At 76.6% G+C, this 14,192-nt stretch carries 10 protein-coding genes; 4 read left to right on the top strand and 6 right to left on the bottom strand.

All coding sequences use genetic code 11. The features are described from left to right. Nucleotides 1–554: 554 nt before the first annotated feature. Complete coding sequence (locus tag ACZ6O2_RS17850) at nucleotides 555–1,160, top strand: LuxR C-terminal-related transcriptional regulator (RefSeq protein WP_466023568.1); 606 nt, start codon at nucleotides 555–557, stop codon at nucleotides 1,158–1,160. Between the two features lie 145 nt (nucleotides 1,161–1,305). Next, nucleotides 1,306–1,881: a response regulator transcription factor gene (locus tag ACZ6O2_RS17855; RefSeq protein ID WP_350704252.1), complete on the top strand. Its 576-nt coding sequence runs from the start codon at nucleotides 1,306–1,308 to the stop codon at nucleotides 1,879–1,881. Between the two features lie 116 nt (nucleotides 1,882–1,997). Here the strand turns inward: ACZ6O2_RS17855 and ACZ6O2_RS17860 are convergent, their stop codons facing one another. The 4 genes from ACZ6O2_RS17860 to lanKC all read right to left on the bottom strand — a co-directional run bounded on the left by ACZ6O2_RS17860 (nucleotide 1,998) and on the right by lanKC (nucleotide 8,222). Beyond that, complete coding sequence (locus ACZ6O2_RS17860) at nucleotides 1,998–3,761, bottom strand: ATP-binding cassette domain-containing protein (RefSeq protein ID WP_466023569.1); 1,764 nt, start codon at nucleotides 3,759–3,761, stop codon at nucleotides 1,998–2,000. Next, nucleotides 3,758–5,485: an ATP-binding cassette domain-containing protein gene (locus tag ACZ6O2_RS17865; RefSeq protein ID WP_466023570.1), complete on the bottom strand. Its 1,728-nt coding sequence runs from the start codon at nucleotides 5,483–5,485 to the stop codon at nucleotides 3,758–3,760. The genes ACZ6O2_RS17860 and ACZ6O2_RS17865 overlap by 4 nt, the downstream gene beginning before the upstream one ends. 73 nt (nucleotides 5,486–5,558) lie before the next feature. Further along, nucleotides 5,559–5,678 carry a SapB/AmfS family lanthipeptide gene (locus ACZ6O2_RS17870; RefSeq protein ID WP_350704247.1) on the bottom strand — a complete coding sequence of 40 codons (120 nt, stop codon included), beginning with the start codon at nucleotides 5,676–5,678 and terminating at the stop codon, nucleotides 5,559–5,561. A gap of 6 nt (nucleotides 5,679–5,684) precedes the next feature. Next, nucleotides 5,685–8,222: a class III lanthionine synthetase LanKC gene (gene lanKC, locus ACZ6O2_RS17875; RefSeq protein ID WP_466023571.1), complete on the bottom strand. Its 2,538-nt coding sequence runs from the start codon at nucleotides 8,220–8,222 to the stop codon at nucleotides 5,685–5,687. A gap of 339 nt (nucleotides 8,223–8,561) precedes the next feature. Here lanKC and ACZ6O2_RS17880 point away from each other — a divergent pair, with 339 nt between their 5' ends. Next, nucleotides 8,562–9,494, top strand: a complete 933-nt coding sequence (locus ACZ6O2_RS17880) for a diacylglycerol kinase family protein (RefSeq protein WP_466023617.1) — start codon at nucleotides 8,562–8,564, stop codon at nucleotides 9,492–9,494. Nucleotides 9,495–9,536: 42 nt separating this feature from the next. On the opposite strand, the gene ACZ6O2_RS17885 is transcribed toward ACZ6O2_RS17880, so the two are convergent. Next, nucleotides 9,537–10,253 carry a TetR/AcrR family transcriptional regulator gene (locus ACZ6O2_RS17885; RefSeq protein WP_350704243.1) on the bottom strand — a complete coding sequence of 239 codons (717 nt, stop codon included), beginning with the start codon at nucleotides 10,251–10,253 and terminating at the stop codon, nucleotides 9,537–9,539. 60 nt (nucleotides 10,254–10,313) lie between these two features. After that, nucleotides 10,314–11,087, bottom strand: coding sequence for an HAD family hydrolase (locus ACZ6O2_RS17890; protein WP_466023572.1), 774 nt, complete (start codon nucleotides 11,085–11,087; stop codon nucleotides 10,314–10,316). Between the two features lie 86 nt (nucleotides 11,088–11,173). On the opposite strand from ACZ6O2_RS17890, the gene ACZ6O2_RS17895 reads away from it, so the two are divergent. Next, a complete protein-coding gene (locus ACZ6O2_RS17895; protein ID WP_466023573.1) occupies nucleotides 11,174–14,023 on the top strand; it encodes a DEAD/DEAH box helicase in 2,850 nt (949 codons plus the stop codon). Nucleotides 14,024–14,192 lie beyond the last annotated feature (169 nt).

Raw genomic sequence — 14,192 nt, forward strand, 5'->3', positions numbered from 1 at the left:
TGCGCCTAGCGCACGCCACCCCCGTCGTGAGCGATCCAGTCGGCAATATGTCACGAGGCGTTCACAAGATGCGGTCGGGTGATCGCGTCTTTACGATGTGTCGACGTTCCCGACACGGGGAGGTCGCTGCCCAGTGCGTCGCCCGACGTTCCGTCCTCCGCCCGTCGCCGCGCCGGGGGCCGCCCCCCTCGCCGGGCGGCGCAGGCTGCCCGTCGCCCGGTCGACCGCCCCGCTGAGGGCCGCCGGGCGGGGCGCGCCGCCCTGCGCCCGTGCTGCTCTCGGCCCGGCGTGGCCGTCCCCACAGAGCCAGCGGTGGCATCCGGCGACCGGCTCCACCGTATGAGCGCACGCCCCGGCTGAGTTCCGGCGGCCACGCCCGCGCGGTCGTCCGGCCCGTCCGGTCGCACCGCCCGGCGCGTGGTCACACGGTGCCCGTGACCGTCGCCACGTCCGACGTCGCGGGCGGGACCCCACAATCCGTCCACGCGGCCGGCCCGCACAGTCCCGTCCAGGGGACTCGGTCGCCACCGCGTACCCGAGATCGGAGCCACGCGTTGATCCGCGTTGTCGTTGCCGAGGAGATGGGGCTGCTGCGCACCGCGCTGTGCGCCGCGCTGTCGAGCCAGGAGGACATCGAGGTCGCTGCCGAGGTGACCGGGGTGGCGGAGCTGTCCGCCGTGGTGCGTCGGCACCGGCCCGACGTGGTGGTGGTGGACCTGGCGTCGGACGCGCCGCAGCCGGTCGAGGTGGTCGCCGAGATCATCGGCGCGGCGCCCGAGACGGCCGTGCTGGGCATGGGCCGCCGGTGGAGCCAGGCCGCGGTCGGGGACCTGCTGGCCGCCGGGGTACGCGGCCTGGTCGGCAAGGACGCGTCGCTCGAGGCGCTGGTCGAGGCCGTCCGGGAACTCGCCGCCGGCGGGAAGGTCATCGACGCGGCGGCCGCCGTGACGGCGCTTCGACCCCCGTCCAGCCCGTTGACCCGTCGGGAGGTGGAGGTACTGCGGGTGGCCGCCGAGGGCCTGCCGCTCAAGGAGATCGCCCGCCGGCTGTTCCTCGCGCACGGCACGGTGCGCAACCACCTGTCGGCGGTCATGCGCAAGACGGGCGCCCGCAACCGGATGGAGGCGGTGTGGCGCGCCCGCCGCGACGGCTGGATCTGACGATCTCCGCCGCCCCGGAGGACAGGGCTTTCTCTCCGCGCTGCGCGCGGAACAGCGCGCGGCGCCTGAACCGAGCGGCGCCGCTCGGTACGTGTTTGAATGCGGACGGTCGTGCTCGGTCCGACGACGCTCGGGAAGGTCAACGGTGATCCGTACCCTGCTGGCCCTCGACGGTGCCCTGGTCCGTGGCGCCCTTTCGCTCGTCCTCGCCGCCGAGGATGACATCAGTGTGGTGGCGGAGCTGGACCGGGAGGACGCCCTCCCGCCGGCGGTCCGGGCGCAGCGCCCCGACGTGGCGGTCGTCGACCTCGATCTCGTCGGGGCGGGGGTGGCCGGGCAGTGCCCCCTGCTGGTGCTCGCCGACCGCCGCCGCGCGCGCAGCCTGCACCGGGTCCTCACGCCGGGTCGGACCGTCGGCATCCTCGGCAACGACGTCGCTCCGCAGCGGGTGGTGGACGGGGTCCGGCGGCTGGCCCGGCGGGAGTCGGTGATCGACGCCGACCTGGTGATGGCGGCGCTGGTCCGGGACAGCCCGCTGACCGTGCGGGAGACCGAGATCCTCGACCTGACGGCGGCCGGGGCGCCGGTCGTGGAGATCGCCCGGATGCTCGGCCTCTCGCCGGGGACCGTGCGCAACCACCTCGGGCGGATCACCCGTAAGGCGGGCGCGCGCACCAGGGTGGAGGCGGTGCGGGTCGCCCGCGAGGCCGGCTGGATCTGACGGCGCCGTCTCCTACCACGATCGGGCCCAGGCACGGACCGTTCGGCGCGGAGCCGCATCCCACCACGATCCGGCACCGCCGGTGGCGTCCCGGGCGTGACCGGCCACGCGGGCGGTCACACCCGGCCGAGAGGCACGCGGGCCGGCGGTGCGACGTCCTGCCAGTGGCCGACCAGTTCGCGGTACGTGGGGGAGCGGGCCAGCAGGTCGTCGTGGGTGCCGACGAGCGGCCGGTCGCCGTCGAACACCAGCACCCGGCGGGCGCGGGTCGCCGAGCTGATCCGGTGCGCGATCACCACCAGCGTGCCGGGGCGGCGGGCGAAGGCACGTTCGACGGTCGCCTCCAGCGTCGGGTCCAGGTGGCACGTCGCCTCGTCGAGGATCACCAGCGGCGCCGGGGCCAGGTAGGCCCGGACCGCGGCGACGAGCTGCCGTTCCCCGGCGGACAGGGCGGCGGGGTCGAGCTCGGCGTCGAGCCCCCCGAGGCGGGTCACGAGGGGACGGGCCCCGAGGGCGTCCACGGCGGCCGCCACGGTCGCGTCGTCCACCTCGGGGTGCAGGTAGCGCAGGTTGTCGGCGAGGGTGCCGCTGCGCACGTACGCCTCCTGCGGCACCAGCACCCGCAGCCGGGCCAGCGCCTCGGGCGGGGTGGTGGCGACGGGCGTGCCGGCCAGGTGCACCGTGCCGGATTCCGGCGGCACCAGCCCGGCGACCAGGGCGGCCAGCGTGGACTTGCCGGCGCCGCTGGGCCCCACCACCGCCAGGTGCTCGCCGTGGGCCACGGTCAGGGTGAGGTCCGCCAGGACGGGCCGGGCGTGCGGGCCGTACCGGAAGGTCAGCCCGCGCAGCCGGACCGCGGGCGCGGCGGCCGTCGGGTCGGCGCGGCACGGCGCCGGGCCGGGCACGGCGGGCGGGCGCGGCACCGGCCCGGGCGGCGGGCAGGTGCGCAGGATCCGGTCGAGGGTGACGGCGTAGCGCAGGCCGCCGCCGCCCACGCCCTGCACGACCGCGCGCAGGGCGGGCTGCAGGCCGGTGGTGACGTAGACCAGCGCGCCCAGCACGGCGCCGGTGCTGAGCCCCTGCCGCACCAGCCACGGCGCGGCCAGCAGCAGCACCACCACCGGCAGCCAGCCGCCGAGCCCGAGGCTGAGGCTGCGCAGCGCCGCCATCCGGGCCAGCGTCCGCTCGACGTCGGCCTGCGCCGAGACCCGCAGGGCGACCCCGGCCACGACCCGGTCCTGCGCGCCGCAGGCGACCACGTCGCGGTGCCCGGCCAGCGCGGAAGCCGCCGACCGGCCGAGTTCCTCACCGGCGGCCACCTGGGCCCGCTGGTGCGCCACCATCGCCGGCAGCGCCGCGGCGAACACCGCCAGCCCGACCAGCAGCGGCGCGGCCACCGCGCCCGCCAGCGGTGGCGCCAGGGCGAGCAGGCCGAGCAGCGCCGCGCCGGCGGTGAACAGGAACCCGCGGACCACCAGCAGCAGCCCGCCGAAGGTGTCCCGGACGACCTCCACCTGGTGGGTCAGCCGGGCCACGGCAGCGCTGTCCGGCCGGCCGCCGGCCCGCGTGGCGTCGCGCAGCGCGGCGTGCACCACCCTGGCCGCCAGCTCGTCGCGGAACGGCTCCACCACGTCGCCGAGGCTGCGGTACACCTGCCCGGTGGCGGACGCGCCGAGCAGCACGGCCACGGCGAGCCCGGCCAGCCAGGCCAGGCCGGTGCCGAGCTGGCCGGCCAGGAAGCCCCGGTCGACCGCGCGGGCCACGAGCAGCCCGCTGAGCAGCGCCGGCAGGGACTCGGCCACCGACCAGGCGGCGAGCCGGCCCAACGCCCGACGACGGGCGCGCAGCGCCCCCCAGGTCGTGCCGCGTACGCCGCTCACGGGGCGTCACCACCGGGCGCGAAGACCGCCCGGTAGTCCGGGTCGCCCCACAGCCGCCGGTGCGGCGCCACGGCCCGCAGCCGTCCGCCGTCGAGCCAGGCGACCAGGTCGGCCGCCGCCGCCGTCGTCGCGCGGTGGGTCACCACGAGCCGCGTACGCCCCTGCGCGCCGTCGGCCACCGCCCGGGCGATCCGGTGTTCGGTGGCGGTGTCCAGGCTGGACGTCGCGTCGTCCAGGATCAGCAGCCGCTCGGCGGGGAACGCCCGGGCCAGCCCCAGCCGCTGCGCCTCGCCCCCGGACAACGGCGCGTCCACCAGCCGGGTCCGGAACCCGTCGGGCAGCCGCGCGACGACGTCGGCGACCTGCGCCGCCCGCGCCGCGGCCAGCACGGCCGGCGTGGCCGGGGCACCGCCGTCGGGCGGGCGTGCCGGCCCGTCAGGCAGGGCGAGCCCGATCGCGTCGTGCACCGTCTCGCCGACCAGGGCCGGCCGGTCGAAGGCGTGCCCGACGGCCCGGCGCAGCGCGGCGGGGCGCAACCGACGCAGCGGCAGCCCGTCGAGCAGCACCTCGCCGGAGTCCGGGTCGTGCAGCCGGCCGGCCACCGCGGCGAGGGTCGACTTGCCGGCGCCGGAGCGCCCGACGACGGCCACCGTGGCGCCGGCCGGCACGGTCAGGTCGACCCCGTCGAGGACCGCTCTGCCGTCCTCGGCGCGGACGCCGACGGCCCGTAGCCGCAGTTCGCCGCGGCCGGGCGGCAGCGGCTCGGTGCCGTCGCGGCGTACCGGGTGGGCCAGCGGCTCGGCGATCCGGCCGGCCGCCGCGCGGCTGCGGACGAGCCGGTTGAGGGCGGCCAGCACCGCGCCCAGCCCGGCGCCGAGGGCCGCGTACTGCACCGCGGCGACCAGTTGACCGGGGGTGAGCCAGCCGGCGGTGAGCGCGTACCCGCCGACGGCCACGACGGCCACCTGGAGCAACGGACCCACGGCGGCGGTGCGGGCGCTCGCCCGGGCCAGCAGCCGCCAGCCGAGCAGGCCGTACCCGCGCAGTTCCGGCAGGGCCGCCAGCACCCGGTCGCGTTCCCGGTCGGCGGTCGCGGCGGCGGCGATGGTGCGGGCGCCGCCCAGCGCCTCCAGCAGCCGGCCCGCGATGGCGCCCAGCACCCGCTGGTACCCGCCGACGGCGGCGGAGGCGTCGGTGACGAACGCGCGCATGAGCACCGCGAGCAGAGCCAGCCCGCCGAGGAGGGTGACGCCGAGCAGCGGCTCGATCAGGGTGAGCGCCACGACGCTGCCGACCGGGGGGAGCAGCGCGACGACGCCCAGCACCACGGCGGTGCCGGCCTGCCCGGCGTCGGCGGCCTGGCCGACGAGCCGACCGACCAGGTCGCCCACCGGGTAGCGGCGGACGGTGCGCACGTCGGAGGCGAACAGGTGGCGCAGCAGGCGCCGGCGCAGCAGGGCGGTGGCGCGGGCCGCGCCGTGCCCGCCGGCGAGGTCGCCGAGGACGTCGGTGACGATGAGGACGGCGACCAGCCCGCAGGCGGCGGCGGGCCACCAGGAGCCGTGACCGCCGACGGCGGCGTCGACGGCGAGCCCGAGCGTCGCGGGAAGCGCCAGTTCGGCGGCCGCGCCGGCGAGCGCGACCGCCCCGAGCAGGACCGTCCAGCCGCTGCCGTCGCGAACCACCCGGCGCAGCAGCCGGTCGGAGCCGGTCAGCGTCCGCATCGGATCTCCCGGGAAAGACGTGCGGCCCTGGGCGGGTACGTCTACCCGCCCAGGGCCTCGCGTGGTGACCTGGTCAGTTGCAGGTCGTGATGGACAGCGAGCTGTCGCCGCAGAGCAGCAGGCTCGCGTTGCTGCCGCCGCCGGAGCGGTCGGCGGGGGCCGTCTCCAGGCCCTGGAGGTCCAGAAGCGCCATGTCGTGTCACCTCCTTCCGTGCTGGTCGGTGGGGTCGGTCGCCCTCGCGTCGGTGAGGGAGTCGGGGGCGCCCGCCAGGGGCGCGAGGAACGGCAGGGCCACCGGCGCGTCGTGCCGCGCGGCGGCCAGCGCCAGCAGCACGCCGGCGGTGCCGGTGCCGAGGTCCATGGACAGCCGCAGCAGTTGCTCGCCGGGAAACGCGGTCCCGTCCCCGTACGGCAGGGCGTGCCACGCCAGCCGCCGCACCTGGGCGTCCCGCTCGCGGCGCCGTTCCGGGTCGTCCGGGTACGCCGCGAGGTAGGCGACGATGCCGGCGCGACCGGCGAACAGGCCCGACTGCGCGTAGAACGGGGACCGGGCGGCGCGGCGCACGCCGGCGCTGGCCTCGGCGAACCGTTCGTCGGCGCGGTGCCGCAGGTACTGGTCGAGCACGAGCCCGATGCCGACGCTGCCCTGCCCCAGGTAGGGCATGGTGCGCCAGCCCTCGTTGACCTCCAGCGCGCCGCCGGGGCGGACCACGCAACGGCGCAGGTCCTGGCGCAGGGCGGTGGCGGCGTGCTCCAGCAGGGCGGGGTCGCCGGTCACTTCGTGCAGCCGCACCAGCAGCAGCGCCGGGCCGGTCCGGCCGCGCAGCAGCCCCGCGTACGGGTGCCGCCCGCCGCTGACGTCCGGCCCCGGGTCGTCGGCGAGCCGGTCGACGACCCGCTCGGCGGCCCGCCAGGCCGCGTCGCGCAGGGCCGTCTCGCCGGTGCGCCCGGCCAGCTCGGCGAGGTTTAGTGCGATCCCGGACAGGCCGCTGGCGAGGCTGTGGTCCAGCCCGTCCGACGGCTGCCGCAGGCAGATGTCGAGCACGTCGAGGGCGTCCTGCCGGCGGCCGAGCAGCTCCAGGGCGTACGCGACGCCGTGCAGGCCGTCGTAGAAGCCGCACCGGGTGCCGGAGGCGGGCGCCGTGGCCCGGCGTACGAGCCACTGCTCGTGGTGGGGCCAGTGCCCGGCGCCGCTGGCGTGCAGGGCGTACAGGACCCCGGCGGCGCCGTGGGCGAGGTTGAGCCCGCCGCTGCGGAACTGCTCGATGTCGCCGGGGAAGAGCCGGTCGTCCCGGTCGGGCGTCGCGCTGGCGAGGATCGCCCGGGCGAGCCGGTCGCGGTACGCGGGCCCGACGCCGACGGCGAGGTCGTCCGCCGCCCCGTCGGTCGTCGTGTCGGCCGTCGCGGCGGTCGTGTCGGCCGTCGCGGCGGCGGGCGCGCCGGTGATCTCCTCCACGGCGGCGTCGAGGAACCTCCTCGGCACCGGGAAGTGGGCGGCGACCACGTCGGCGAGGTGCGCGGCCTTGGCCGGCGCCAGCCGGAGCAGCTGGGTCAGCGGCAGGAACAGCGCCAGCCGCAGGCAGGCCAGGGCGTACCGGTCGACGGCGGGGCCGGTGCGGTCCCGGGGCGCGGCGAAGCCCTGGTTGCGTAGGCCCGGCCGGCGGTGTCCGTCGATCGGGGCGGCGACCTCGAAGTCCACCAGCGCGATCCGGTCGTCGGGGCGGACCATGACGTTGAACAGGTGCAGGTCGCCGTAGACGAGGCCGCGCTCGTGGATCGCCGTGACGACCTCCTCGACCTGCCGGTGGACGTCCAGCGCCCACCGGGTGTAGTCGGCGCGGTCGGCGTCCGTGGCGTCGGCGTCGATCAGCGGGTACCGGTCGACCAGGACCTTGTTCAGCGCCCGGCCCTCGACGAACTCCAGCGCGAGGAAGCGGTGCTCGCCGAGAGTGAACTCGTCGTGCACCCGGGGCACCTGCGGCAGGTCGGCGAGGCGGCGCAGCGCCTCGGCCTCCCGGCCCAGCCGGGCGACGGCGTCGGTGCCGTCGGCGTCCAGCCCGGCGTGCGGTCGGGCCTCCTTCAGCACCACCTGGGTGTCGCTGCGCAGGTCCCGTCCGACGTAGAGGCCGCCGCCGTTGGAGAAGTGGATGACCTTCTCGATCCGGTACGGCACCTCGTCGGTGCTGGTGGCGTTGCGGGCGGCCAGGTGCGGGCCGAGGAAGTCGGGCAGCGTCACCCAGGACGGCACGTGGAAGACGGGGTCGCGGCGGTCCGGCACGAGGGTGCCGGTGTCGTCCTCGATCGCCGGGACGACCTGGCCGTCGGGGGAGTGGCAGTAGCGGGCCGCGAAGCCGCCGTAGCGCACGTACACCGGCCCGGTGCCGTGGCGCAGGTCGCTGAGGATGTACGGGCCGGGTTCGCCGGCGAGCAGCTCGTCCAGCTCCTTGCAGACCAGCTCCAGCTCCGCGTCGTCACGGGGATAGACGGTGACGAACTTGCCGCTGGCCCCGCGGGAGGCGTACTTGGCGTTGCGCAGCAGCAGGGTGCGCGGGCCGCGGAGGAACTTGAACGACAGCCCCCGCGGGACGCAGTATTCCCAGACGGTGTCCAGCACCCGCTCGGCGTTGGCCAGGGTCGCCGACACGTGGATCTTCCAGCCCTGCTGGGGCAGCGTGCCGCCCTCGGGGGCGTAGATGAGCCAGTCGTCGAGCGGCTCCGAGCGCCAGCCGTCGGGCACGGGCCGCCGGGCCGCCGCAAGGTGGGCTGTTCGACCGCGCTGCCGAGCGAGTCGTAGAACAGCCGGTCGGCGGCGCAGTAGCTGTCGTAGCGATCGTCCACCGTGACCACTCCCTCCGCTGTTCGGTCCATCCCTTGGTCCTGCTGGCTGATCTGAGTTTGTCCGTTCGGGCCATGGCGGATCCAGTGCGATCAGTCATGACAGTGGATGCGTGCTGCACGGCCGGCCGTGACAAATGTCAGGTGCGCCCGGGGTGCTCGTCGGTCGCGCCAGCGGCTGGCGGGCGATGTCGCCGTCGCCGGGGCGGGCGGTGCGGGCGCCCCGGTGGGTGGCGGTACGGTGCTCGCCGTGACCGCAGACGATCACCCCTCCGCCGCCGGCGGACCCGTCGCCGTGCTGGCCAACCCGACCGCCGGCCGAGGACGGCACCGGGGGCTGCTGCCGCAGGTCCTGCACCGGCTCGCGGCCGCCGGCCGGCCGGTGCGCCTGCTGCACGCGCACAGCGCCGACGAGGCCGAGTCGGCCTGCCGCGCGGCGGTCGGCGACGGCGCGTCCGCCCTGGTCGCGGTGGGCGGCGACGGCACGGTGCACCGCGCGTTGCAGGCGGTCGCCGGCACGGCGGTGCCGTTCGGTCCGGTGCCGGCCGGCACCGGCAACGACTTCGCGGTCGACACCGGCTTCCCGGCCGACCCGCTCGCCGCCGTCGACGTGATCGCGGCGGCGTTGCGCGACGGCCGCACCCGGCCGGTGGACCTGGCGCGGCTGACGGGAGCCGGCGGCGTGCGCCGCTGGTACGGCGCGGTGCTCGCGGCCGGCTTCGACGCGATCGTCAACGAGCGCGCCAACCGGATGCGCCTGCCGCGCGGGCCGCGCCGCTACGACCTGGCGATCCTGGTGGAGTTGGCCCGGTTGCGCCCGCGCCGCTACACGCTGCGGCTCGACGGGGTGACGCACGAGGTGGACGCCGTTCTGGTGGCGGTGGGCAACTGTGCCAGCTACGGCGGCGGCATGCGGATCTGCCCCGACGCGGACCCCGCCGACGGGCTGCTCGACGTGGTGGTGGGCGGCCGGTTCGACAGGCGCACCCTGATGCGGGTCAAGCCGCGCATCTACCAGGGCACCCACGTGGCGCACCCGCTGGTGCGCAGCTACCGCGTCCGTACGGTCGAGTTGAGCGCCGAGGGCATCACCACGTACGCCGACGGCGAGCGGGCGATGGACCTCCCGGTGACCGTGACCGCCGTCCCGGCCGCCGTCCACCTGCTCCGCTGACTGCGAGGCTGGCCGGGTCGGTCCGCTCCTGCATCCTCGCGGTCAGGGGGTGGGGGTGGTGCGGACGATGCGGTCCAGCCACTCCGCGAGCAGGGCGCGCTCGGCCGGGGAGAGGTCGGTGGTCAGCCCGTCGAGGGCGGCGCGCAGCGCCACCGCGTGCCGGACCGGGTTGCCGGCCCGGGAGGTCGCCCGGGCGGCGGGGGAGTCGGTGACCAGCGCGGCGAGCACCGCCTCCCGCGTCCGGGTGGACAGGGCGGGGTCACGCTGAGGCGGCGGGGTGCGGATCAGGGCGAGGGTCACCCCGCAGGCGGCGGCGTGCAGCATCTCGGTGGCCTCGTCGACGCCCGCGCGCAGCCGGCCCGCCTCGGCCACCCGGTGCACGAGCTGGCGCAGGATGTCGGCCGCGACCCGGGCCGCGGTCGGGGTCTCGCCGGGGCGCGGGTCGCCGTACATCAGGGCGTGGCAGGCCGGGTTGGCCAGGCCGAAGCCGACGTGCAGCTCCCAGCCCCGGCGCAGGTCGTCGACCGGGTCGCCGGCGAGGTCCCGGGACGCCTCGGCGTGCAGGTACGCGGCGAACCCGTAGCTGGCCGCCGCGTCCAGCAGGCCGCGCATGTCGCCGAACTGCCGGTAGATGGTCGGCGCCTGCACCCCGGCCGCCCGGCTCACCGCGCGCGTCGAGACCGCCTCCCGGCCGCCTTCGGCGAGCAGGGCGGCGGCGGCCCGGACGATCCGGTCCCGGGGCGACGTCTCGGTGATCATGGCAACGACGATAACGCCCTCGCGTTAGCGACGGTGGCTAACGCTGCTGTCGCCTCGTTGTTAGCGGTGCTGGTCGACGCCGGCCACGTCCAGCACGGTGCCCAGGCCGTTGGCGCGCCCCGCCTCGGCGGCCGGCAGCACCAGCACCCCGCACCCGGCCGCGACGGCGCCCGCGTCGGCCGGCGTGTCGCCCACCATCAGCGCGCGCTCCGGGTCGACGCCGAGCATTCCGCAGGCGCGCAGGAAGATCCCCGGGTCCGGCTTGCAGCGCCCGACCTCGTACGACAGGGCGTAGGCGTCGACCAGGTCGGCCAGCCCCCACGCCGCGAACATCGGCCGGATGTCGAAGCCGATGTTGCTGACCACGGCCACCGGGACGCCGGCGGCGCGCAGGGCGGCCAGGGTCGGCGCGGTGTCCGGGTACGGCACCCAGCCGTCGGGGACCAGCACCCGCTCGTAGAGCGCCTCGGCGAAGCCCTCGATGCCCGCGTCGACCGTCTCGGCGAGCCCCGTGTAGGCGCCGCGGTGGGCGTGCGGGTAGAGATCCCGGTCGGCCCACAGCTCGGCCAGCCGGGGCGGCACCCGGGCCGGCAGGGGCCCGCCCGCCCGGCCCGCCGTCAACAGCCGGTCGGCCAGCGCGGTGGCCCGCATCCGCTCCAGCGTCACGCCGCAGGAGGCCGCGGCGGCGAGCACCCACTCGCGGGGCTCCTCCACCTGGGCCAGCGTGCCGTGGAAGTCGAACAGGACCGCCTCCACGGGGCGGCGGGACGGGCCCGGGACGACGGCGTCGTCGGCCCCGGGTGAGGCGTGGGGCGGTTCGGCATGGTCCGGCACGTCGTGCACCCTACCGACCGCCCCCGACCCCGCTGTCGGTTGGCCTTGTCACGTGGCCGCCGTCGGCACGCACTAATCTTGAGGACATGTCGAGCCCCGCCGAGCGGTACGCCGCGGCGCGCCGCCGGGCCGCGCAGGCCTCCCAGTTCCCGGCGCTGGACGAGTTCGCCCTCGATCTGGGGTTCGATCTCGACGACTTCCAGCGGGAGGCGTGCCAGGCGCTGGAGCGCGGCAGCGGCGTGCTCGTCTGCGCCCCCACCGGCGCCGGCAAGACGGTGGTCGGCGAGTTCGCCGTACACCTGGCGCTGCGCGGCGCGTCGGGGCGCGAGGCCGGCGGTCCCGGCGGCGCGGGCGACGAGGTGGTGCCCGCGGCCGGCGGCGAGGCCGCTCCGGCCCCGGCCGCGCCCCGGCGGCGCAAGTGCTTCTACACCACCCCGATCAAGGCGCTGTCGAACCAGAAGTACCACGACCTGGTCGACCGCTACGGCGCCGAGCAGGTCGGTCTGCTCACCGGCGACAACGCCATCAACGGCGACGCCCCGGTGGTGGTGATGACCACCGAGGTGCTGCGCAACATGCTCTACGCCGGCTCGGCCACCCTCGAGGGCCTGGCGTACGTGGTGATGGACGAGGTGCACTACCTCGCCGACCGGTTCCGCGGCGGGGTCTGGGAAGAGGTGATCATCCACCTGCCCGCCTCCGTCACCCTGGTCTCCCTCTCGGCCACCGTGTCCAACGCCGAGGAGTTCGCCGACTGGCTGGTCACCGTGCGCGGCGAGACCGCCGTGGTGGTCAGCGAGCACCGCCCGGTGCCGCTGTGGCAGCACATGCTGGTCGGCAAGCGGATGTTCGATCTGTTCCACGACGCCGACGCCGCCCGCAAGCACGACGTGCACCCCGAGCTGCTGCGCTACACCCGCGACACCATGCGCCGGCTGGAGTTGGGCGAGGGGCGCAGCGCCGGCCCGGGCGGCGGGCGGCGCGGGCCCCGCTGGCGCGGCCCGATGCGCCCCGACATCGTCGACCGGCTGGACCGGGAGGGCCTGCTGCCGGCGATCCTGTTCATCTTCAGCCGCGCCGGCTGCGCCGCCGCCGTGCAGCAGTGCCTCGCCGCCGGGCTGCGGCTCACCTCGCCCGAGGAGCGGGCGGAGATCCGTCGGGTCGTCGAGTCCCGGGTCACCGCGATCCCGGGCGAGGACCTGACCGTGCTCGGCTACTGGGAGTGGCTCGACGGCCTCGAACGCGGCCTGGCCGCCCACCACGCCGGCATGCTGCCGGTGTTCAAGGAGGTCGTCGAGGAGCTGTTCGTCCGGGGCCTGGTGAAGGCGGTCTTCGCCACCGAGACGCTCGCCCTGGGCATCAACATGCCGGCCCGCTGCGTGGTGCTGGAGCGCCTGGTCAAGTACAACGGCGAGGCGCACGTCGACCTGACGCCGGGGGAGTACACGCAGCTCACCGGCCGCGCCGGCCGGCGCGGCATCGACGTCGAGGGGCACGCCGTCGTCGTCTGGTCCCCGGAGACCGACCCCCGGCACGTCGCCGGCCTCGCCTCCACCCGCACCTACCCGCTGCGGTCCAGCTTCCGGCCGTCGTACAACATGGCGGTCAACCTGGTCGGCACGGTGGGCGCGGAGCCGGCCCGGGCGCTGCTGGAGTCCTCCTTCGCGCAGTTCCAGGCGGACCGCTCGGTGGTCGGCCTGGCCCGCCAGGTGCAGCGCAACACCGAGACCATCGAGGCGTACGGCGTGGAGGCGGCCTGCCACCACGGCGACTTCGACGAGTACTTCGCGCTGCGGGTCGCCATCGCCGACCGGGAACGGGCCATCGCCCGGCAGGGGCAGAGCCAGCGCAAGGCCGCCGCGGTGGCCTCGCTGGAGCGGCTGCGCGTCGGCGACGTGATCCGGGTGCCGTCAGGCCGGCGGGCCGGCCTGGCGGTCGTGCTCGACCCGGCCACCGGCGGCTTCGGTGAGCCCCGGCCGCTGGTGCTCACCCAGGACCGCTGGGCTGGCCGCGTCAGTCCCGGCGACTTCACCACCCCCGCCGAGGTGTTGGCGCGGATCCGGGTGCCGAAGCACTTCAACCACCGGTCGCCGGCCGCCCGGCGCGACCTGGCCGCCGAGGTCAGCGGCACCGGGCTGGACCGGCACGGCGGGCGCCGGGGCGGCCGTTCCCGCCAGGCCGTCGGCGAGGACCACCGGCTCAGCCAGCTCCGCGGCGAGCTGCGTCGCCACCCCTGTCACGCCTGCCCGGACCGGGAGGAGCACGCCCGCTGGGCGGAGCGGCGCCGCCGCCTGGAGAAGGACACGGAGGAGCTGCGGCAGCGGGTGGCCGGCCGGACCGGTTCGTTGGCCCGTACGTTCGACCGGATCGTCGCGCTGCTCACCGCCCGCGGGTACCTCGCGCCCGACGGCACGGTGACCGACGCCGGCCGGATGCTCGGCCGGATCTGGACGGAGGCGGATCTGCTGGTCGCCGAGTGCCTGCGCCGGGGGGTGTGGGACGGGCTCTCCCCGGCCGAACTCGCCGCCGCCGTGTCGGTGGTGGTCTTCGAGGCCCGCCGCGACGTCGACGAGCGGGCGTCGCTGCCCCGCGGCCCCGTGGCCGAGGCGGTCGACGAGACGCTCAAGCTGTGGAGCGAGATCGAGGCGGACGAGGCGGCCCGTGGCCTGGCGGTCACCCGCGAGCCGGATCTGGGCTTCGCCTGGCCGGTCTACCGGTGGGCCCGGGGCGAGGCCCTGGCGAAGGTGCTCGCGAGCGGCCACGAGATCGACGGCGAGATGCCGGCCGGCGACTTCGTCCGATGGGCCCGGCAGGTGGTGGACCTGCTCGGTCAGCTCGCCGACTCCGGCGGCGCCTCGGCGGAGCTGAGGTCCACCGCCAGGCAGGCGATCGCCGCGGTCAACCGGGGCGTACTGGCGTACCACGCCCCGGCCTGACCCGTCACTCTCCGTGGCGGCGCGTCGGAATCCCGCGCGTCGGCGCGGGTCTGCAGCCCGGTGACGATCTTCGGCCGCGGCGGCCGAAGCGCCGCCCACTGAGCGCCGGTCGGACCGGTCGATCTCGCCGGGCCGGCGCTCGCGTTCGGCATGCCTGCGACGGGTGCGG

It is taken from the genome of Micromonospora sp. NPDC048040, from assembly GCF_055587185.1.